Source organism: Acetobacteroides hydrogenigenes (assembly GCF_004340205.1).
Lineage (GTDB): Bacteria > Bacteroidota > Bacteroidia > Bacteroidales > ZOR0009 > Acetobacteroides > Acetobacteroides hydrogenigenes.
In genome coordinates, this window is sequence record NZ_SLWB01000005.1 from 155,613 (window position 1) to 177,004 (window position 21,392).

General features: G+C 46.0%; 16 protein-coding genes. 7 read left to right on the forward strand and 9 right to left on the reverse strand.

What is annotated here, in order from left to right:
* Positions 1-31: 31 nt before the first annotated feature.
* The gene (locus CLV25_RS07075) at positions 32-2,338 is read left to right on the forward strand and encodes an NADP-dependent malic enzyme (RefSeq protein WP_131838937.1); all 2,307 of its coding nucleotides are present in this window, start codon (positions 32-34) and stop codon (positions 2,336-2,338) included.
* Between the two features lie 99 nt (positions 2,339-2,437).
* Here CLV25_RS07075 and dgt read toward each other — a convergent pair whose 3' ends face one another.
* Positions 2,438-3,769 (reverse strand): dGTP triphosphohydrolase, encoded by a 1,332-nt coding sequence (dgt, locus tag CLV25_RS07080; RefSeq protein ID WP_131838938.1) that lies wholly within the window; start codon positions 3,767-3,769, stop codon positions 2,438-2,440.
* A 301-nt stretch (positions 3,770-4,070) separates the two neighbouring features.
* Between dgt and CLV25_RS07085 the strand changes: the two genes are divergently transcribed.
* From CLV25_RS07085 to CLV25_RS07105, 5 genes are all read left to right on the forward strand, one after another.
* Entirely contained in the window at positions 4,071-4,445 is a 375-nt protein-coding gene (locus CLV25_RS07085; RefSeq protein ID WP_131838939.1) for a DUF6249 domain-containing protein, read from the forward strand.
* Entirely contained in the window at positions 4,414-5,001 is a 588-nt protein-coding gene (locus CLV25_RS07090) for an RNA polymerase sigma factor (RefSeq protein ID WP_131838940.1), read from the forward strand. Before CLV25_RS07085 ends, CLV25_RS07090 begins: the two co-directional genes overlap by 32 nt.
* Before the next feature lie 2 nt (positions 5,002-5,003).
* Complete coding sequence (locus tag CLV25_RS07095; protein WP_131838941.1) at positions 5,004-5,387, forward strand: hypothetical protein; 384 nt, start codon at positions 5,004-5,006, stop codon at positions 5,385-5,387.
* 80 nt (positions 5,388-5,467) lie between these two features.
* Complete coding sequence (locus CLV25_RS07100; protein WP_131838942.1) at positions 5,468-6,700, forward strand: tetratricopeptide repeat protein; 1,233 nt, start codon at positions 5,468-5,470, stop codon at positions 6,698-6,700.
* Between the two features lie 4 nt (positions 6,701-6,704).
* Positions 6,705-7,562 (forward strand): hypothetical protein, encoded by an 858-nt coding sequence (locus tag CLV25_RS07105; protein WP_131838943.1) that lies wholly within the window; start codon positions 6,705-6,707, stop codon positions 7,560-7,562.
* A 73-nt stretch (positions 7,563-7,635) separates the two neighbouring features.
* Here the strand turns inward: CLV25_RS07105 and CLV25_RS07110 are convergent, their stop codons facing one another.
* The 6 genes from CLV25_RS07110 to CLV25_RS07135 form a co-directional block, all read right to left on the reverse strand.
* Positions 7,636-8,559 carry a TerC family protein gene (locus CLV25_RS07110; RefSeq protein WP_131838944.1) on the reverse strand — a complete coding sequence of 308 codons (924 nt, stop codon included), beginning with the start codon at positions 8,557-8,559 and terminating at the stop codon, positions 7,636-7,638.
* A gap of 232 nt (positions 8,560-8,791) precedes the next feature.
* Positions 8,792-10,285, reverse strand: a complete 1,494-nt coding sequence (locus CLV25_RS07115) for a PLP-dependent transferase (RefSeq protein ID WP_131838945.1) — start codon at positions 10,283-10,285, stop codon at positions 8,792-8,794.
* A 272-nt stretch (positions 10,286-10,557) separates the two neighbouring features.
* On the reverse strand, positions 10,558-13,971 hold the full coding sequence (locus tag CLV25_RS07120) for an efflux RND transporter permease subunit (protein WP_131838946.1): 3,414 nt from the start codon (positions 13,969-13,971) through the stop codon (positions 10,558-10,560).
* 24 nt (positions 13,972-13,995) lie between these two features.
* Complete coding sequence (locus CLV25_RS07125) at positions 13,996-15,129, reverse strand: efflux RND transporter periplasmic adaptor subunit (RefSeq protein ID WP_131838947.1); 1,134 nt, start codon at positions 15,127-15,129, stop codon at positions 13,996-13,998.
* 22 nt (positions 15,130-15,151) lie between these two features.
* Positions 15,152-16,462 (reverse strand): TolC family protein, encoded by a 1,311-nt coding sequence (locus CLV25_RS07130; RefSeq protein WP_131838948.1) that lies wholly within the window; start codon positions 16,460-16,462, stop codon positions 15,152-15,154.
* A complete protein-coding gene (locus CLV25_RS07135) occupies positions 16,459-17,088 on the reverse strand; it encodes a TetR/AcrR family transcriptional regulator (protein WP_131838949.1) in 630 nt (209 codons plus the stop codon). Before CLV25_RS07135 ends, CLV25_RS07130 begins: the two co-directional genes overlap by 4 nt.
* A gap of 528 nt (positions 17,089-17,616) precedes the next feature.
* On the opposite strand from CLV25_RS07135, the gene CLV25_RS07140 reads away from it, so the two are divergent.
* Positions 17,617-18,339 carry a hypothetical protein gene (locus CLV25_RS07140; protein ID WP_131838950.1) on the forward strand — a complete coding sequence of 241 codons (723 nt, stop codon included), beginning with the start codon at positions 17,617-17,619 and terminating at the stop codon, positions 18,337-18,339.
* Between the two features lie 80 nt (positions 18,340-18,419).
* Here CLV25_RS07140 and CLV25_RS07145 read toward each other — a convergent pair whose 3' ends face one another.
* On the reverse strand, positions 18,420-19,649 hold the full coding sequence (locus tag CLV25_RS07145) for a glycoside hydrolase family 27 protein (protein WP_243649606.1): 1,230 nt from the start codon (positions 19,647-19,649) through the stop codon (positions 18,420-18,422).
* A gap of 293 nt (positions 19,650-19,942) precedes the next feature.
* The gene (locus CLV25_RS07150) at positions 19,943-20,866 is read right to left on the reverse strand and encodes a CPBP family intramembrane glutamic endopeptidase (RefSeq protein ID WP_131838951.1); all 924 of its coding nucleotides are present in this window, start codon (positions 20,864-20,866) and stop codon (positions 19,943-19,945) included.
* Positions 20,867-21,392 lie beyond the last annotated feature (526 nt).

Below are 21,392 nucleotides of genomic sequence, written 5' to 3' on the forward strand. Positions count from 1 at the left end.
TACGATATTCTCAAACTAAACTATAAGTGATATGTCTTCGAGTAAGCTAAACGAAGAGGCGCTGAGCTATCATGCTCAGGGCAAACCAGGAAAGATAGAGGTTGTTCCAACAAAGCCATACAGCACGCAGCGCGATTTGGCGTTGGCCTACTCTCCAGGAGTAGCGGCGCCGTGCCTTGCCATAGAGGAAAATCCCGACGATGCCTACAAGTACACCGCCAAGGGTAATCTGGTAGCGGTAATATCCAACGGTACGGCGGTGCTGGGCTTGGGCAACATTGGCGCGCTAGCCGGCAAACCGGTAATGGAGGGTAAAGGGCTTCTCTTCAAGATATTTGCTGATATTGATGTTTTCGACATTGAGGTAGATCAAACCGATGTCGACAAGTTTGTGGAGACGGTAAAAGCTATTGCTCCAACTTTTGGGGGTATAAACCTGGAGGATATTAAGGCGCCCGAGTGCTTCGAGATAGAGGAGCGCCTAAAGAACGAGCTCGACATCCCCGTAATGCACGACGACCAGCACGGTACGGCCATCATATCGTCTGCAGCGCTGCTTAACGCGCTCGACATTGCCAAAAAGAAGATCGACAAGATACGCCTAGTGGTTAACGGAGCCGGAGCTTCGGCTGTTGCCTCTACCAAGCTATACATGGAGCTGGGCGTACGCAAGGAGAACATCGTAATGTGCGACAGCAAGGGCGTTATCCGCACCTCGCGCAAGAACCTTTCGGGCGCTAAGGCCTTTTTTGCTACCAACAGGGATATCGATACGCTGGAGGATGCGCTGGTAGATGCCGACGTATTCCTTGGGCTATCGGCTGCCGATGTGCTTACCCCCGAAATGGTGCGCAGCATGGCATCGAGCCCTATTGTCTTTGCTCTTGCCAACCCCAACCCCGAGATCAGCTACGAGCTGGCCATGGCATCGCGTCCCGACATCATCTTTGCAACTGGCCGATCGGACTACCCCAACCAGGTGAACAACGTGCTGGGATTTCCTTATATCTTCCGTGGGGCGCTGGATGTACGCGCAACCAGCATCAACGAAACCATGAAGATTGCCGCTGTTAAGGCTCTTGCCGCTTTGGCTAAGGAGCCGGTGCCCGATGTGGTATCCATTGCCTACAACAACAATAAGATTGTTTACGGGCGCGAGTACCTTATCCCTAAGCCGCTAGATCCTAGGCTTATCTCTACCATATCGGTTGCGGTGGCCAAGGCGGCTATCGAATCGGGGGTGGCGCGCAAAACCATCGACGATTGGGATGCCTATGCGTTCGACCTCGAGCGCCGTATGGGGCACGACAACAGGCTAACCCGGACGCTGCGCGATAAGGCTAAGTGCTGCGCTAAGCGTATTGTGTTTGCCGAAGGGGGAAACATCAACATACTGCGTGCCGCACAAAATGTGCTTAATGATAGGATTGGCATTCCAATTCTGCTCGGCAGCAAGGAAAAGATTACCGAAACCATAAAGGAGAACAACCTAGACCTTCAGGGCGTAGAAATCGTCGAGTTCTTTGGAGAAGAGGAGCGTAGCCGTCGCGAGCGCTATGCCAAGATGTACCATCGCAAGCTCGAGCGTAACGGGATTATCTACTCCGAGGCGGCAGAGCGCATGTACAACCGCGACTACTTTGGCACCATGATGGTGGAGGCTGGCGATGCCGATGCCTTCATTTCGGGGTATGCCAAGCGCTACGCCTATACGGTTGCTCCGGCGCTCGAATACTACAACATGAAGGAAACTGGAAGCCGCTTGGCTGGCCTATACATTGTGATGACCAAGCGTGGCCCATTCTTCTTTGCCGACTCGAGCACGATGAATCCAGAGCCAACGCCGCTCGATTTGGTAAATACCACCCTGCTAGTGGCCGACGAGGTGCGCTCGTACGGCATTGAGCCCCGCATTGCGCTGCTTTCCAACTCCAACTTTGGTTCGGTGAGCGAGGGTAGCCCCGCCGTAGCCCACGAGGCGGTAAGGCTGCTGCATGCCCACTACCCCGAGATTATGGTGGATGGCGAGATGCAGGTACGCTTTGCCCTAAACGCCGAAAAGCGAATGGCGCAGTATCCGTTCTCTAAGCTAAAGGATATGGAGGTAAACGTACTGGTATTCCCTAACTTTGCGGCCAGCAACATAGGCTACAAGCTGATGCAGGATTTGGCCAGCTTCGAGGTTATAGGGCCGGTGCTGTTGGGTATGCCTAAGTCTATTCACGTAGTGCCCATAGACAGCAGCGTTCGCGAGATTGTAAACATGGCTACCATAGCCGCCGTCGACGCTCAGCGCACCAACCGTGCCGAGTGGCTCACCATCGATCCTACGATATAGACCAATAGAACTTTTTCTTAAATAAAACGCCCACCCGGTACTGCACCGGGTGGGCGTTTCTCTATTCTGTTTCTGCGGAGTGTTTTTAGGAGGAATGCCTTACCGTACAATCCCGGGAATGGATATTCCGGTGATGTTACGGTAGAGCTCGAGGGCATACACATCGGTCATGCCCGAGATGAAGTCTACAACGGTCATCAGCTGCTTGTAGGTGGTGGCGCCGCTGTTGTGGTACTGCTCAGGGATGCGTGAGATGAGCTTCTTAGAGAGCTGTCGCTTGGGATGAAGCATCGCCTGGGTGTACTCGTGGCATAGCGTCGACAGGATGCGGTGCCCCGCAATCTCTATTTCGACAACGGTGTTATGGTTGTAGATCTTTTGAATGGAGAGCTGGGTAATGCGCTCGGCTGCGTCGAGGTAGGTTTTGGGCAGCTGCTTAACCAGAGGCAGTACCGCTTCGCCTTGCTCTATTTTGGTGATGTTATTCATAAATGCCAACGCGCACTCTTGGATCAGCTTGCTGATAGCAACAGCCCTCAGGTAGGCGATACGCTCGTTGGGGTCGGTAACGATGGCTAGGTTGTCGTGGAGTTCTGTGCTGCTTTCCTCGTCGGAGGCGAGGGGAAGAAGTAGGTTGAATACCTCTTCGCCGGATAGAATGGCGAGCTTGTGGGCATCCTCTAGGTCCATCAGTAGGTAGCAGATGTCGTCGGCTGCCTCCACCAGGTAGGTCAGCGGGTATCGGGCAACGCGCAGCGGATCGTTGTCAATAATATGCATCCCTAGGGCTGTGGCCATGCGGCGTACCAGTTCCTTCTCAGATTGGAAGAATCCAAACTTATTCTTATCGGTTAGCGCCGATTCGTAGGGGTACTTAATAATGGAGGCCAGCGTAGAGTAGCTAAGCCCAAATCCTCCAGCACGTCTACCGTTGAGTTGGGCGGTGAGCAGGCGCAGCGCGTTGGCGTTGCCGTCGAAGTAGATCAGGTCGTGCCACTCGCCCTTGGTAAGCAAGCCCTGATTATAGAGATGCTCGCAATTATCCTTAAAGTAACCCGATATGATGGTTTCGCCGGCATGCCCAAAAGGTGGGTTACCCATGTCGTGCGCCAGGCAGGCGGCTGCCACTATGTGGGGAATCTCGGCCAGCTGGGGTAGGTTGGGGTAGAGGTTTAGCAGCTCGTCGGCAACCAGCGATCCGAGGGTGCGGCCCACCGAGGCAACCTCCAGCGAGTGCGTAAGGCGGTTGTGTACGAACACCGCCCCTGGCAGCGGAAACACCTGTGTCTTATTCTGCATCCTTCGGAATGCCGAAGAGAAGATCAGGCGGTCGTAATCGCGCTGAAAGTGCGAGCGCCCAATGGTGGGCGTGGTGGTCGAGGTGCTGGTTTCTTTTCCAGTGCGTATGCCGCTTATAAGGTTACTCCACATAGTCTATTTATTAGTATCAAGACTTTAGACGTTAGATTTTAGATTCTCAACACAGATGTTGTAATTGGTACCTTCTGCGATGTCTGCGTTTTATCTCTTCTGTTTAACTTCAGAATAACTCCCGATTAACTTCCGTCTAAGTTCTTTATGTACGGCAAAGATAGCCATACTCGTCAACAAACCTTTTCGGCACTTTACTATCAAGCAACTTTATTTGTACATTTAGAGTCGAATTAACATAAAAGTTGTAACCGAGATGTACGCTAAGCGTCTATCGAGTAAACAACCAAAAATTAGAATCATGGATGCAGGATCTTTAGCAATGCTAATCCCAATATTTGGGATAGTATTTGGAAATGCACTCGCATTTGGAATCATCTACTTCGCAATAATGACGCGAAATAGGGAGCGAATGGCGCTTATCGAAAAAGGAGCTACAGCCGAGGAAATCTACCAAAGCCGCAAAGTATCGAAGTACTCTGCGCTTAAGAATGGGCTTTTCTTAATTGGTATCGCGGTTGGATTAATCGTAGCAGCAATTGTGGCTGCCACAACGTTGCTAAACCCGGTTGCGGTTTACTTCGCGTTTATACTACTATTTGGTGGACTAGGATTGGTTATCTTCTACCTTATCTACACAAAAAATGAGCGTAACCAGCCTAGAAGCGACTTCTGATCTTATCCTTGTGCAAAGGGCAAAGGAGAACAACTCCCCTGCAGTAGCCGAGCTTATCAACCGCTACAAGGGGATGGTGTACACCATTGCCCTAAAGGTGCTAAAGGATAGAGATGAAGCCGAAGAGGTTGCGCAGGAGGCTTTTGTAAAGGCCTTCACCAAGCTCAACCTTTTTAGGATGGATTGCAGCTTTTCTTCGTGGCTCTACCGCATAGCCTACAACACGGCCATTTCGCGAACGCGCGAAAAGAAGCGCGAGCAGGAATACCAGCAGGAGACGGTAGCCACCGAATCGTTCGAGCAGCAGGCTAAAGCATTTAGTACGCTCGAACAAGACGATCGGAAACGGTATCTAAACCAGGCGATGCAGCAGCTCGATAGCGACGATAACCTGCTACTTATACTTTTCTACTACGATGGAAAATCGCTGGAAGAGATCTCGCAGATTACCGGTTATTCCGATTCCAACGTTAAGGTAAAGCTTTACCGGGCAAGGAAAAAGCTGCACGAAGAGCTCGAAAAAATACTACGTAACGAAACTAAAACACTTCTTTAGTCATGTTAAGCGACGACAAATTCTTACACGATATACTTTCCAACGGCATCGAGCAACCATCCTCCAGCTTCACCAGTAAGGTGATGAAGGAGTTGGCAAAGGCACAGGTAAAGAAGGAAAAGCAGGTTGAAATACCATCTGTAATAGTATGGATGGCTGTGCTATTCCCAATTTTTGCACTTACCATAAGCCTCGAACCTATTTACAAGCAGGTTAGCATGGTGCTTCAGATTTTTGGACTCGACAAAGTGCTTACACAGGAGGCTATAGGCTACGCTTCTGTGGGAATACTAATATTTAGCCTTATTGACATTGTGCTTATTAAGTGGTTTGTAAAGAACGATAAGCGTGAAAATAGCAAGGGAGGCGCATTTCTTTCCATTTAGAGTTTTATGTATTAGCGGAATATGCTTACTTTGGGCTACTTTTTTAAAGGGTTATACCAAACTTTAGATAGCTACCAAAGATGAAGAAGATTCTTGTTGGATTGGGCATTGTTGCCATACTCCTAATTGCCATTCTAATTGTAAAGCCACGAATTGCCGAGAGCAAGTTCGAGAAAGCCGAGACGCTTTTTAAGCAAAAAAAGTATGAGCTGGCTATCGAGGGATACTCCTCGGCCATCGCATGGAGCGGTAAGGCACAGTACTACAATGCTAGAGGTCTAGCCTACGAGGCGCTTAAGAAGGATGGCGAAGCTTTAGCCGACTTCTTTAAGGCTACCGAACAAGATGGTTCTGTTGCAGCCTTTTGGGCAAACCTTGGGGGGGCACAGCGCAGGTTGGGCAAGGTTGAAGAAGCGCTTACTAGCGTAAACAAATCGCTCGCTCTCGACTCTTTAAACTCTAAAGCCTTTTTCAATAGGGGATTAATAAAAGCTGCAAAGCACGACTTTAATGGTGCTATCGCAGACTATACAAAGTCGATAGAGCTAGATGGCACCAATCTTGAGGCTTATTATAGCCGAGCTAACTCGCTAATCAACATCAACGATTTTAAGAGCGCCGTAGGCGACTACGACAAGTTTTTGGGAAGCGGAAAGGAAAGCTTTGACGCCTACAAGCAACGAGGCCTCTTTAAGAATAGCTTAAAGGATTACAAGGGTGCTATTGCAGATTTAAGCAAAGCAGCAGCAATCAACAGCACCGATGCGCAGGTGTTCTACGAACTCGGATTGGCCTACTCCAACTCTAAGGGGCTTGCCAAGGCAATGGAAAGCTACTCGAGGGCCATTAGGCTAAACCCAAAGTATAGCGAGGTTTACTACAGCCGTGGCATGGAATACCTATATCAGAATAGCTTTAAGAACTCAATAGCCGATCTTAACCAAGCGATTAAGTACAATCCGAAATTCTTAAAGGCTGTGTATAGCCGTGGTACCGCAAAGGCTATGTCGGGCGACTATAAGGGATCTATTGCCGATTTTGATGCAGCCATTAAGCTCAATCCAAAATATGCCAGCGCATTCTATAATAGAGCCGTTAGCAAGGGGATCTTAGGAATGCACAAGGAGGCAATTGTTGATTACAATGCTACCCTTAAGCTCGATCCTAAGCAGCCCGAAGCCTACTACAACCGTGGAATATCGCGCGTAAATACCAACGACATGAAAGGTGCATGCTCCGATTTTGATGCCGCAATCAAAATGGGATACGCTCCCGCCAAGGAGATGAAGATTATCTACTGCGGTAAAATCTAGAATGATGAAAAGGACGATCTTAACCCTAATCCTGTTGGTGGTATGTGCTTTTGCTTTTGGTCAGACCAAAAAAGCTAAGCGTGATACGCTTTACACCATTACCCAGTCGCGTATTCACATAAAAGATGGGCAGCCTACCAACACGTTCGACATCATTAACCTAAAGTGGGCCGATACGTTGTGGCACGTTTCGCGCGATTTAGATATGGAGCAACCCAATCTTGCCATCAACAACTACCGATGGTTCTTTTACGATAAGGATAAGAACCTTATTCGCTTTGAGCGCTACTTGGCTCAGAAGCTCGATAGGAGGATTGTTTATAAGCTGAATAATGGGTTGGTTAGCGAACGCGAACACTATCAGTTAAGCGGCAATGACACCGTTTTGGTTCGTCGTGATTTGTTGACAAGAGGAGGTAACGGTTGGGTATCTAAAATAAAGGTAGTTGATGCTAAAGGTAAAACTATTGCTACCGAATCGTACAGCTACGATGCTCGAGGTAATGAGGTTAAGATGAAAGCATCTATGAAGGTAGTTTTAGATGCCGATTCGGTGCTTAGCCGTCAGACTACCTATACTTACGACTCTGCTGGACGTATTGCTACTAGGAATGTAAAGCTGGTTAAGTCAGATAAGTCGAAGGATTTTACAGCTTACGTATATACGTACAATAAGGATGGCAAGCTGCAGCTAACAACAAGGTACGATGCTTTTGGAAAGATGCTCGGGAAGGAGGAGATTGTCTACTACTCGGGTCGTGTTTCGCAGCGCAAGTACTACGATGATAAAGGTGTGCTGTATGAGAATATGGCCTACCGTTACCGCAAGTTTGGTGCCTCGCTCGACAATGATATGTACTAGTTGACCCCATCATCAATATTAATAAAAAGAGCATCTTTTGGATGCTCTTTTTATTTGGAGTATTCGGTTGTTGCTAAGCTTTTTCTTCTGCGGGAATTAGCTTCGACAGTAGCACTGAAATCGTGACAGTTCCAAGGATAAAGAGCAGCGAAACGCTGATTGGTATCTCGTAAATGCTCGAAATGCACATCTTGATGCCCACAAAGGCGAGGATGGCGGCTAGGCCAAACTTTAGGTAGCGGAATAACCCCATTACCTCGGATACGGCAAAGTATAGCGAGCGAAGCCCCATTATGGCAAAAATATTCGAGGTAAATACGATGTAGGTATCGTTAGATATTGAAAGAATTGCAGGGATCGAGTCTACTGCAAAAATTAAATCAGAAATCTCTATTAGCAGCAGCACAATGAAAAGCGGCGTTATGTGTAGCTTTTTGTCGATGCGCCTGAAGAAGCTACCCTTTTCGTCGTTTGATGCTACTGGATAAATACGCTTAACCCATTTTACAACAGGATTTTTATCGGGATGAACTTCCTTGTCGTCATCTTCGAATAGCATCTTTATGCCGGTGTATATAAGAAAGGCGCCAAAAATGTAGATAATCCAGTGAAATTGGTTGATAAGAGCCACTCCTGCAAAGATGAATATTGCGCGTAGTACAATAGCACCTAATACGCCCCAGAATAGAACTCTGTGCTGAAGTTTCGATTCTACCTTAAAAAATCCGAATAGAAGAATGAAGACAAAAAGGTTGTCTATGCTCAGAGATTTTTCAACTACATATCCGGTTAGAAATTCGAGCGCTTTTTGCTGGCCAAGGGTGTAGTATATGCCAACGTTGAAAACCAGAGCAAGGGTGATCCATATGGCGCTCCATATTAGCGCCTCTTTAACCTTAACGGTGTGCTGTTTACGGTGGAAAACGCCTAAGTCGAGAGCCAGCATAACAACTACGAACAGGTTGAATCCGATCCACATTAACGCATTTGTACTCATTTAATCGAGAATCTTTTTTTGTTTAAAGCATTTCGTGCAATAGCAAGGTATTGTGCTGATGTACTATCGAGTTGCTATTGCAGTTGAGGCGCAAAGATATTTAAATACAGAAACTTTTCGGCTTATTTTTTACTAAGCACTTTGGCTTTTTGAATCAGCTTATTATCCTTTTTTGCTAGGTAAGAATATTTGCAAAACACGTGTGCTTTTATTCGAGAATAGCCATGATTTTCTAAACGTTAAGGGCGTTGGCAAAAATACCGATAATTTGTTGGGTTGGTTCGCAGCCGATGGATATCCGAAGCATTTCGGGGTTGATCCCCTTACTGTATAGCGCTTGTTTACCTTCCTCGCTCCTCATTAGCTTATAGTTTGCTATGTAGAAGTAGGGCATTACAAGAGTAAAGTCGGTGCCCATGCTAGGTCCTTTGGGGAGTAGGAGCTTATCGTAAACCTTTTCTAAAGGAAATTCAAATTCAACGGATACAATAGGGGAGTAGCAGCCATCGCTACATTCGATTTTCCTGTAGTTATCAATGTTCTCTATGCTATGCGACCAGCGGACCTTTTTTACGTTTGGGTGGTTGCTAAAGAATGCAACTAGTTCTCGAACGCTTTCCCGAGCCCAACTTACTCTTAGCAAGTAGCCTTTTATGGTGTAAGCCAATCGCTGAGCATCTCGAAGGTAGAACGGTTCGCCCCATTGGGGTAGGAGTGCAGAGAGGTTATTGTAGAAGATGGAACTCTGGCTCAAGATGGCAGCACCTCCCATAACTTCTCCAGAACCAGATGCGAATTTGGTTAGGCTTTCTACTGCAACATCACAAAAGGGAAGTACGTTTAGGTTAATGTGTGGTCCCAAGGAAACATCCACAACCAGGGGGATGTTGTATCGGCTTGCTATTTTCTTGAGTTGAGGAAGGTCGCAAATCTCTAGAAATGGGTTAGTAGGTACTTCGGTGAATATTGCTGCTACTTTAGATCCCTTTTCATTAAGAATCCTTTCAAGTGTATTTAAGTCATAAACAGATTCGATGCAGAGGTATTCCTTGCTATACTCCTTAAGTATTTCTGCAGTACCAAAGTAAATCTGTCCGAACTGGATAAAAAGTTGTCGTTGAGTTTGGTCTCCTTGAGTTTTAAACGCCGTGAAGGTTGAATAAAGAGCATTCATCCCAGAGGAATAGAGAAAGATCTGATCTTGATCTATATTGTAAAGCCTGCTTAGCGTTGTTTTTATGCTACCATCAGGATTTGTCTCAACGATATCTTCATGGAATTGTTGTTCTAGGAGTTTTTGTCGTATCAAAAAATCTTCAATTTGTCGGGAATAGGCTTTACATCCTGTTCGTCTGATGAAGGATAGAATGCTTACAAGATTGGGATGGTTGTAGGGGATTGTTATAAAGGTTAGCCCATCGAAGTAACGAATGGGATGATCTTCTTTTGCAAAATGAACAACATGCTCTGCGCATCTTCTGGAGGGCATTAGAAGGATGTTCTGATCGCCACCAATAGTTAATACCTTTCGAATAAAGGCAGAAGCCATTTGCTCGTAAGGGTGCGTATAGAATCGGGGATATCCAGAGAATATACTGTTGCTCCAACCGTTCTTGTTCTCCTTATAGGCAAGCACATCGGCAATAGTAGGAAGACTAACCGAAACGGCATGTGGTGTATGTGTGGGTATTGATTTACCGCAAGCAATATAAAAATGACTTTTCAATGGAAGGAAGCATATAAAGGATAGATGAATATTTTGTGGCTCTAAAATACAAAAAATATGTTAATGCCATGGTTGTTCCTAAAATTAATCCTTGCTATGTTGCTTTTTATGAAGCATTCACCTTTATCAGGAGAAGGAGGCATTTAGCAATGGGAAAGTTAAAGAGCACTATTGTCTTTGCTTTAGATTAAGCATAGGTGTATTCTATCTATACAAGAAAAGGGTCTCCATCTGACTTGTGGAGACCCTTTATTATGCTTGTCTGTAAAGAGTTACTTAACCTTACCCATCCACTTACGTATGCGAATTTGTAATCCAACAAATAGGCTAAAGGTTACCGGAACAATTACCAGCGTTAGGAAGGTTGCAAACGAAAGACCAAAAATGATTGCCCAAGAAAGCGGTGACCACATGGCTACGCTATCCCCTCCAAAGTATATGTTCGGATCAAAACGAGTAAATAGTCCTACAAAATCTATGTTAAGGCCTATGGCCATAGGCATTAATCCAAGTAGTGTTGTAATCGCAGTAAGGAGAACCGGACGAAGGCGGGTTTTTCCAGCTTTGGCGATGATTGCCTTATTCTCTTCTTTAGGTATATCAAGTGGATCTGATAGCCCCAGCTCTTTGGTTTTTTTGCTTCGAAGCAGTAGGATATAATCGATGAGTACAATCCCGTTGTTAACAACTACACCTGCTAGTGAAACGATACCAATGCCCGTCATGATAACTACAAAGTCCATCTTAAAGGTGGCAATGCCACCGAAGACACCAATAAGCGAGAAGATTACTGTAGTCATGATAATCAACGGATAGGCTACCGAGTTGAACTGCGACACCATAATGAGGTAGATAAGCGCACAGGCTATCATCATAGCATTTGCAAGGAATGCCATTGACTCGGCTTGTTCCTCCTGCTCGCCAGTAAATGCAAAGGTATAGCCTTCGGGCATCTTAAAGTTCGTTAGAAGCATCTTGAGCTGCTGGTTGATGTCGTTGGCGTTGTAGCCCTCTATAACGTTTGACCATACGGTTACAACACGCTTGCGATCCTTATGCTTAACCGATCCATAGGTGTCGCTATACCTAAAGTTGGCAACCGAAGAAAGAGGAATTTGGATCATCTTCCCGTTATCCCTAAAGGAAATCTTTTGGTTGAGCAACGCAGACAGGTTGTAACGGTAGGTATCGCTATAGCGTAGCTGGATGGGATGGTCCTCATCCTTGTCCTTAAACTTAGAAACCTCTTTACCGTAGAGTGCTGTACGAACGGCCATCCCAATTTGAGCGGTGGAGAGTCCAAAGCGGCGAGCCTTGTCTCTGTCTATCTCAATCAGCAGCTCGGGTTTGCCAACTTCTAAGTCTACCTTTAACCCTTCAATACCATCAATGCGCTTAGAGTTGATAAACCCAATGAGCGAATCCGATAGGTTGAGTATCTGACCAAAGTCTTCGCCGGATACTTCTATGTTAATTGGCTTTCCAACTGGAGGCCCGTCTTCGGCTCTTTCTACGTTAATAATAACCCCTGGATATTTTCCTACCAGCGCATTCGAGAGTTGCTGTAGAACGTCGGTTGTATTTACCCCCTTTCTATCAGCATAATCTACGAAGGTAATGGTTGTTGTTCCTTTGTTAATCATATCGCTAGGCGTAAAGTCGCCCGAACGGGTTACTTTGCCTACGGTAGAAAGAACCGATTTTACGATCTGACGGTTGGGCTTTAGGATTGCGTTTACATCCTTTTCTACCATGCGCATTACCGAATCGGTTGCCGTTAAGTCCGACCCGATAGGAAGTTCCGTTATAACATTAATGTATCCAGGATCTCCCTGAGGAAAGAACTCAACTTTTGGTTGTCTTAGCCCAAATAGGATAAAAGTGAAAATAAGAAGAACAACAGTACCTCCAAAAAACCAGCGAGGATGGCGTCCTCTTAGAGCATAGCTAATAGACCTTTCGTAGAAACTTTCTAAACGAGAAAGAGCCTCTTCCTGGAACCAGAATTGAGCCTTATGGAAGTAAAGCATATTCAGGAAGATGATTAGCCCGATGATAAGCAAAATGTTGGCGAAAGCATATATCCCAAGCAGGTAGAACAGAGCGGCAGCTCCAAAGAAGATATAAGATATGCGGTACATCTTGCGCTTCTTCTCGGGGGTAATAAGCTTGTTCTCCATTTTAATAAAGGTTGCCGCAAAAACGGGTACAATTACTAAAGCAACAAAGAGGGATGCCGTAAGTACTACAATAAGCGTCATCGGCAGGTACTTCATGAACTCACCCATAATTCCCTCCCAGAATACAAGGGGTAGGAATGCAGCCAAGGTTGTTGCCGTTGATGAGATTACGGGGTATGCAATTTCTCCAGTTCCTAGTCGGGCGGCATCGTAGGCCGAGTAGCCATTATTGTAATATCGGTAGATATTTTCTACGACAACAATTGCATTATCCACCAGCATTCCTAATGCGAGGATGAGCGAGAAGAGCACCATCATGTTAATGGTGTAGCCCATCGATTTAAGCACAATAAAGGAAAGAATCATGGAGAGGGGAATGGCACTTGCAACCATAAAGGCGTTTCGGGTACCCAAGAAGTAGTACAATACCAGCAGGACGAAGATTACCCCCATAAGCATGTTGTTCTCCAAATCGGCAATTTGCTTACGGATATGATCGCTCTGATCGTTGGTAGTCGTAATCTTAAGGTTTGCTGGGAGTACCTTATTCTCCTTTTCCTTCTTCAGTATTTCGTATACACTGTCGGTTCCTTCGAGTAGGTTTTCTCCGCTCTTCTTTACCACCTGAATAGACAGGACTGACTCATTATTGAGGCGCGTAATGGATTTTGCTTCTTCGAAGCCATCTACCACTTCTGCTACATCTTTAAGGTATACTGTTTTTTCGTTTTCGCGTTCAACGATAATGTTCTCAATATCGGCCATGTTCTTAAACTCACCATCGATACGAATGGAGCGGCGGGCCTTTGATAGCTTAATTTCGCCACCCGACATCGATAGGTTTTCACCTCTTATGGCATTCTCAATATCGTCGAAGGTAAGTCCGGCAGCCTCCATTTTAATGAGGTCGACATTTACCTTGATTTCTCGTTCCTCAACCCCCTTTATTTCGGCTTTGGAGATTTGGGGAAGGGCTTCGAACTTATCCTGTAGGTAATCGGCGTACTTTTTGAGCTCCTGTATGCTAAAGTCTCCCGAAATGTTGACGTTGATGATCGGGAATTCCGAGAAGTCGATGTCGTTTACGATGGGATCCTCGAGAAGGTCGTTTGGCAGGTTGCGCTTGGCCTTGTCTACAGCGTCTTTAACATCTTGTTTGGCCTGTTTAACCTCTACGTTGGTGTTAAACTCTACCACAACCAGCGATACATCCTGAAGCGAAGTAGAGGTTACTTTCTTAACCCCTTTAATGGTTTCAACCTCCTTCTCGATATGGCGGGTAATAAGGTTTTCAATATCAACAGGTGGATTACCGGGGTAAACCGTTTGTACCATTATGGTGGGGATCACAATTTCGGGGAACAGCTCCTTGGGCATCGAAGTGTACGAGAACGCACCAACGATGGCCAAAAGCGCCGTTGCCAGAAAGACGGTGATCTTATTCTTGAGCGACCAGTTGGAAAGCCCAAAGGTCCTAATTTTGCTCTCGCTTGTTTTTTCTGACATATGATCTTAAGTTATTCGGTATGCCTAACGAATCACTACGGGACTACCGTTGCTTACTTGGGCAAACCCCGCAATAATCACCTTGTCTCCAGCCTTGATGCCCGATTGGATGGTGGAGTTGTCCTGATAGTTCGTTCCTACTTTTACGTAAACCTTTTTGGCTACAAACCCTTTTGTAGTTTGTTCTGCGATAAATAGGAAGCTTCCTTTAGCATCCTGCTTTACAACAATAGAAGGAACCACTAAGGCTGTCATCTCGTGAGATGCCTTTAGGCGTAGGTTGGCTATCTGATTTGGAAGAATGGTGTTGTTTGGATTAGCCGCTAAAAGCTCCACTTTAAAGGTTCTGGTGCTCATATCTACCACTTTGCCGGTTCGGTTTACGGGTAAGGTTAGGGTTAATCCAGGTGTTGATGGAAAGTTAACCTCTACCTTTTCTCCTTTGCGGATTGTATTCGAATAGGTTTCCGAAATATCGGCAGTAATTCTTAGGCGAGATGGATTTACAATGTGAGCAACGGTTATCCCGGGAGATGCAAGCTCTCCTTCCTTCATTAGGATATCGTCAACAATGCCGTCAAAAGGAGCCTTTAGGGTAGACATGGCTAGCTGAGCTTTAGTGGTTGCCTTTCGGCGTTCTAAGCTCTCTAAGCGATTCTTGGCCTCAAGATACTGGATCTCAGATCCTACCTTTTGAGCCCATAGCGCTTTTTGCTTGTTGTATACGTCTCTTGCCAGCTCTATTTGAGTTTCTATTTCCGAAATACTATTTTCTATTGTTTCGCTGCTAAGGCTGGCAATAGCTTGTCCTTTTCGGACTTGTTGGCCTCGTTCCACATAGATAGTACGAATAATTCCGGGGGTTTCGGCGCTAACCTTTGCATCTTTAACAGCCTCGACGGTGGCGCTAAATTCAATGTAGCTGTCGAATGCTTCGGGCTTTAGCTGCTTTACCTTAATAGGTATCATTCCGGCCTCTGTTTTTTCTCCGGCAACCGTTTCAAGCTGTTTCTCCAGCTCGTTTATTTGATTATCTATGGTTATGCTCTGCTCACGAAGCGATGCAATCTGCTTTCGAATGGATTCAGCATCATTTCCTCCGTTAGAGCACGAGATTACCAAGCTGGCTGCGGCTACTAGGAGTAATGTCTTTCTCATATTGGTGTTGTTTTTACGTTTTCTATAAGTTGTTCGTGATCTTGTCGAGGCGAATCTTTGCGTTAAGTAGTTCGAATTCTACGTTGTAAAGGTTGCTTACGGCCTGTAGCAGCTTGTCGTTTGCTTGCGTGAGGTCCATGCTCGAGGCCATACCGTTGTTAAACTTGATGGTCATATCCTTTAGTACCTTTTGGGCTAGGGTTTGGCTTTTCTTGCTATTCTGGTACTTTTCCCAGGCCGTATTAAAGTCTTCCTTGGCTTGCTGGTATTCCATGGTAAGCGACCGTGCAACCTGCTCCTTGGCGTTCTCGGCTTTGCTCATTTCGATCTTCGCCTGTCCTACCTTCGAGTAGCGTTGTCCGCTGCTAAATATCGGAAGGCTAATGCTAAGACCAAACAGGTTGGTTGGTTGGAAGTTGAACGATTGATCGTTTAGGTACTTCTGGTACTGGTAGAATCCGGCAATGGTTGGAAGATAGCTTGCCAGCTCGTTTTTGTAAAGGAGCTTTTTTGCCTTTATGTTGGTAACGGTCATGTTGTAGTCGATGTTCTTCTCGAGAGAGAATTGTGTTTCAAGGATTCTCTCGCGGTTAATGCCACGAACAATATCTTCCAGCTTATCGGTAAGGTCAACCTGGGTTTCGAGTTCGAGCCCCATTTGGAAGTTGAGCAGCCTGCGGGCAACCTGTTCCTGACGCTGAATGGTAGAAAGCGAGATGTTTAGATCGTTAACCGCAATACTGAGCTGATCTACCGATGTTTCTTCGGTAAACCCTTTCTCGAACATCTTTTGGGTATCGTTCAGCAGCTTGTTGAGGTTCTCCAAATTCCCCTTTAGCACTTCGCCTGTTTGGCTGGTAAGGAGTATAAGGTAGTACGATTGTGCTACGGCGCTGCGCACGTCAATGCGGGTTTTCTCCAGGCTCTGCTCCATTATCTGCTTGTAAGTTTTGGAGGCTTGGAGCCCAACAATATACGATCCGCTAAATATTAACTGCGATACCGTTGCCGTAATGCTCGACGACGACTTTGTTCCAATTTTTATTGGAGGCGAGTTGGGATCGAACTGAATCTCGGGTAGCGAGGCGGGGTTGTGGGTGAAGCTGTACTTAGCATCAGCTTGCGGAAGTCCAATGGCTGTGGTTTCCCAAATCTTCTTTCTTGCAGCTTCTAAATCGTAGCTGGCATCCTTTATGGTAAGGGAGTTTTGCATGGCAATCTCCTGTGCCTGAGAAAGGGTAAGTACCTTTTTCTCGGCAAGGTTGTCTGCTGCAAATGATCCGCTTACCACGAGCATTAGCGCCAGTGTAAGAACTGCGGTTACCTGTTTCATGCTTCTTGTAAGAGATTAATTTTAAAATTTACTGACTTTCTTAGGTGTTCTAACCCTCGTGGTGTGCATATTCCTTTAAGCTGGTAGTAAAGCACATGGTCTATTTCCTTTTCGCCGTTAAATAGGGGCGATAATCGATTGTCGGAGAGGAAGAGATTTTCTACCCCTAAAAGTAGAAACTTGCTTGCAAAGTTTACATTGAGGTCGTGCTCTATGTAGTTCATGCTAATACCCTTGTTGAGGTTGAGCAAAATAAACTCCTGAAGTTCGTCTCTTCGTCTAACAATAATGTTTTGAAAGTTCTCCTGGTAGCGAGGTTGTATTTCTATTTCAAACTTTTTACGGTAAAAACGGTAGCTGTTGTATAAGAGCTTTGTGGTTTGTACCAAAAGCTCAATAGGATTAAGCTCTTGCTTTGCTAACTTCGAGATCTCCTTCTTCTGCTTAATGGCGAGGTAATCAAGAAAGCACTCGATCATCTCCTGCTTGCTCTCGAAGTAGTTGTAAAGGGTTTTTTTGGTAACCCCAATTTTCTCGGCAATCATATCAACGGTTAAGCTGTTAATGCCATTCTGAAGGAAAACTTCCGATATTTTATTGATGTAGTATAATCGTTTCGATTTCATCTCCTGCCAGATTTGTTTTTCGAGTTATATTGGTTGTCCTTAGTTGGCTATTTAACAGAGCATCCCCATTTATTGTTCCCCCATATTCTCGGTTTACTTTCCCCTTTAAAAAGAAACCTAAGGTAGATAGATTTGAATGCTCCAGGTAAGCTTCGGGTGTTGTTTTTCTTTAAAAGTGTAAAACAAGCAGCGCTCTCTTCTAAAATGGGCTTCGTTGGTAGCAATACACACCTTTACCTTACAAATATCCGAATGAAGAGCCTTTCTATAAAGGAAAATTCGATGGAGCGTCGAAAATATAGGACGAACGGTTCAATTTGGGGGATAAGGCGACTGGTAGGATTCCTTGAATTGCTTCTCGGTTTTGGTATCAGACATGCTTGATCTTGCAGCAAACGCTAGAATTGTAGTGTTGGTTAACGATTGTTTTAAAAAAAGTTTGAAATGTAAAAGTAAATCTCGAAATTTACGGGATATGTAAAATAGTTTTCTTGTAAGCTCTTAGGTAGTAAATCAATATTTAGAAAGATGAAAGCATCCCATTTACCATTTTCGCGCATGTGTCGGCGAGTTATGGCATTCCTAAAGGATAATGAAACGTTGCAGGGCTATCCAGAGGTAGCGTTTGTAGTGCAAAGCATCGATGCTCACCTAGCGAAGATTGCTAAGCTAGCCGAACTCTTAACCCAAAGCAGCAGCTTTGGTGGTGATGGTGCTGATGGTATAGATGGCTATACGCAAAGGCTGATTGAGCAAGGCTCTTTCTTGGGTAAAAGCCTAGAAGACTTAGGTCGGGTAAAGCGTGATGCCAAGATGGTAGAACGGTTGCGAATTTTATGTCAGGATTTAGAGAGCAAAGGCACCAACGGCAAGATACAGAGTGCAAGCAGCATTCTTAATGAGGCAAAAGCCGAGCTTGCTGAGCTCGACAGCTACAAAATTGATATGGCTAATCTTGTAAGCTTCGAGGAAAGCATAATTAAGGTTTCGGAAGCCAATACGATGAGGGCTAAAGCGGTGGCAGAGCGTAGGCTAAAGCAGCTAGAGATGGAGGAAGCGCTAAACTCGTGCAACGAGGTGCTAATCCAGTGCGATAGGTTTGTTGAAGCCATTAAGAAGGAGCATCCATCCGTTTACAAGTCCTATGCTGCCCATCGAAAGGAGAAAGCAAGAACCACACAGCCCCGAACCAAGACGAATAATCCCAAAACCTCGGGTGGCACATCTAGTGTAACCGGCACGGCTAGGTAAAATAGGCTAGTTTGATAATTATACAAGCGGGCTACCCCAAGGGATAGCCCGCTTTTCTTTTATGGTGTTAGCTTCAACTGCTACTTTGCCTTGCTGAATACGTACACCTTGCAGTCGTGCGCATCGAGCTTGCCCTTTAGCTCCTTTGCCTTGAACTCTTTTCCGGCAAAAACATCCTTGATGGAGTAGGGGGCGTATAGGTCTAGAGCTTTTGTAATGGAGTAGCTAAAGTCGGTAGCCTTTTCGTTTCTGTTGAACACAAGAATGGCAACGCGACCATTGGAAAGCTCCTTGCGGAATACCTGAAGCCCATCCTTCTTAATGATGCTCTCGCCTGTCTTTCCCAGCTTATCCTGGTTGATGGCAATAAGCTCCTTGTTGAGGAGGATATCCTTGGTTGCCTTATTCATGTTGGCCACGTCGAGGTTTACGATTAGCGGAGCCGACATAATGCTCCATAGCGCAAAGCTAGTGCGGTACTCCGTATCGGTACATCCCTTGTACTTTTGGCCGTTTGGTCCTGCAGACGACGATTTCCCTTTTCCGTAGAGGCCAACCATTAGCAGGTCGGGATCGTTCCACCCGCCTGGGCCACCATAGCGGGCAATGCCTTCCTGAAGATCTAGGATTTCAACAATTCCCATGAACCAGCTATCGTTGCTTTGCCACACATCGCGCGAATCGAAGGTGGTACGCCAAAGGTGTCCGCCTGCGGCCTTTGCCCAAAGCCAGGGTTGGCGTTGTCCCCATTCGCAGATGGCGTAAACAATTGGGCGTCCGGTTTTCTTTAGCGCATCGCCCATCTTCTTGTAGCGGGTAAATGCGGTGGTTACATCGTCGGGAGCACCACAGTAGTCGTACTTAAGGTAGTCGATTCCCCAATTGGCAAAGGTTTGTGCATCGAGCTCCTCGAAGTTGAGGCTGCCGGTAACGCCACCACAGGTAAGCTGTGCGGCATCGGAGTAGATTCCCAGCTTAAGGCCTTTGCTATGGACGTAGTCTGCCAAATGCTTAATGCCGTTGGGGAAGCGCTTTGGATCAGGGAAGAGCTGGTTGCGGCTGTCGCGCCCGCCGACCCAAAAGTCGTCGATAATGATGTACTGGTAGCCGGCATCGCGCATTCCGTTGGCGGCCATTTCGTCGGCTACGCCCTTAATTAGCTCTTCGCTTACGCGATCTTCGAATAGGTTCCAGGAGTTCCACCCCATCGGTGGGGTAAGCGCCAACGTATCGGCGGGTGCAGCTTTTGCGCTGCTAAAAAAGGTGCCAACAGCTGTAAACGCTGCTAGTAAAGACAAGCGTAACTTCATAGTTGCTTAAATAAATGATGGTGTTCGATTACAAATATATGGAAATGGGGCGAAATACCTCAATTTGGTGGAGGTTGTACAGGGGGGCTTTTAAAATTGACGAAGGCAGGAGATCATAGCCGAAAAGCTAAGACTCCAAATTGCAGCCAAGGTTGCATTAAAGCGCTACTTCGTAGCTTCTTACATCTTAACTTGATGGCTATGGTCAGGAGCCTTCGCTAAACAAGGCAGTTGTATGGCTATATAATCAAAAAGGATGTCGAAGATTGACATCCTTTTTCCTTGTTATGCTGCTATTCGCCTATTGTATCTGCAAATTTTGGCTGTTGCTCATCCAGCAGGGGCTCTTCCATGTTCTTCTTCCTTCGTTCGAAGTAGACGAATACCCCAGCAATGGCAACAACCATTAAGATGGTACAAACAATGGAGCCCTCGAATCCAAATTTGCCGCCCGTTAAGGTGGTATCCCCTAGCGACGACATCTTTAGCAGGCTGCTGGTTTTGGTGCCGCTTACCGAGTAGCCCAGCACAGGTCCTTGAATAAAGTTCCAGAAGAGGTGGAGGCTAATGGCAAACCACAGGTTTCGGGTAAATATGTAGGCCGAGCCAAGTAGAACGCCAGCAAGAACCAGGTTTACCAGCGGAAGGACGCCCATCCCCGTGTTGAAGATATGCAGCACCCCGAATATAGATGCGCTGATGGCTAGCGCTAGATACCGATTCATCCGTGTAAGCAGGTTGTTGAGGATATACCCTCGGATTAGGGTCTCCTCGTTGATGGCAACCACTACGAATAGGCCAAAGCTAATGAAAAAGCTTGCGGCATCGAACTGAAAGCCCGTAAAGCGGATTTCTCCCATTAGGAAGAGCACCAGCGTACCCACCCCAAACAGGAGTAGGGCACCCGCTAATCCGGCTAAAATATCCTTACCCCTACCTGCAATAGAAAAGCCCAGCGACTTAAAGGTTTTTCTATCGATATACCTGCGAAAAAGCAGCGTAAGCAGCAACGTGGCCGATAGGCCAAAGATCTCGACTACAAAAAACTGAAAAGGGCTAAGCTTATCGAAGCTTTCCATGTCGGAAAGCGAGCAGCCTGTCGAAAGCATGCCTATTAGCTGAAATACTGCCGTAGCAACTAGAAAACCAATGGTGTACAGCACCACTCTGGCCCATAGGGGAAGGGCTGCCCCTCTCTCTTTTTCGGTTGTTTCCATAGATCAATATTGAATTAGATGATATTATACGGCTTATAGGTTTTACACCGGAGTAAGGTAGCAAATAATGCATAGAGCAGATGGGTGAGGGCTATTTTTTTCCAAAACAGAGCTTTTCCTTCTGCTAAGCGAAGCTTAATAGAAGAGCACGATTCGGAGTAATTTGTAATTAACTACGTCGGACTTCGTTGCCTTCGACCTTAAGTAGCGATCTTAAAGCGGCATTAAGCTCAAAGCCGTCAAAATAATACCTAAGCGCAGCCCCACCACCGTTGCGCTTAACTTTTTTACTATTTTTGGTTGCGGGCTGAAGTCCGCAACTTGGCAAAGACAAAGCAACAACCGAGCACAAAGTTCGAGTTAGGCGTAGCCAATATTCGTCGAGCCTTGTACGCTGATGCAGACTTTGGGGAGCGGGAATAAAGCAAGATGGGTGCACATAAAATTGAACAAAGTATGGCTTACTTTCTTACTTGTATCCATTATGGCTTTGCTTTAGGTTTTTAATGTCCCGTTCGCGGTATTA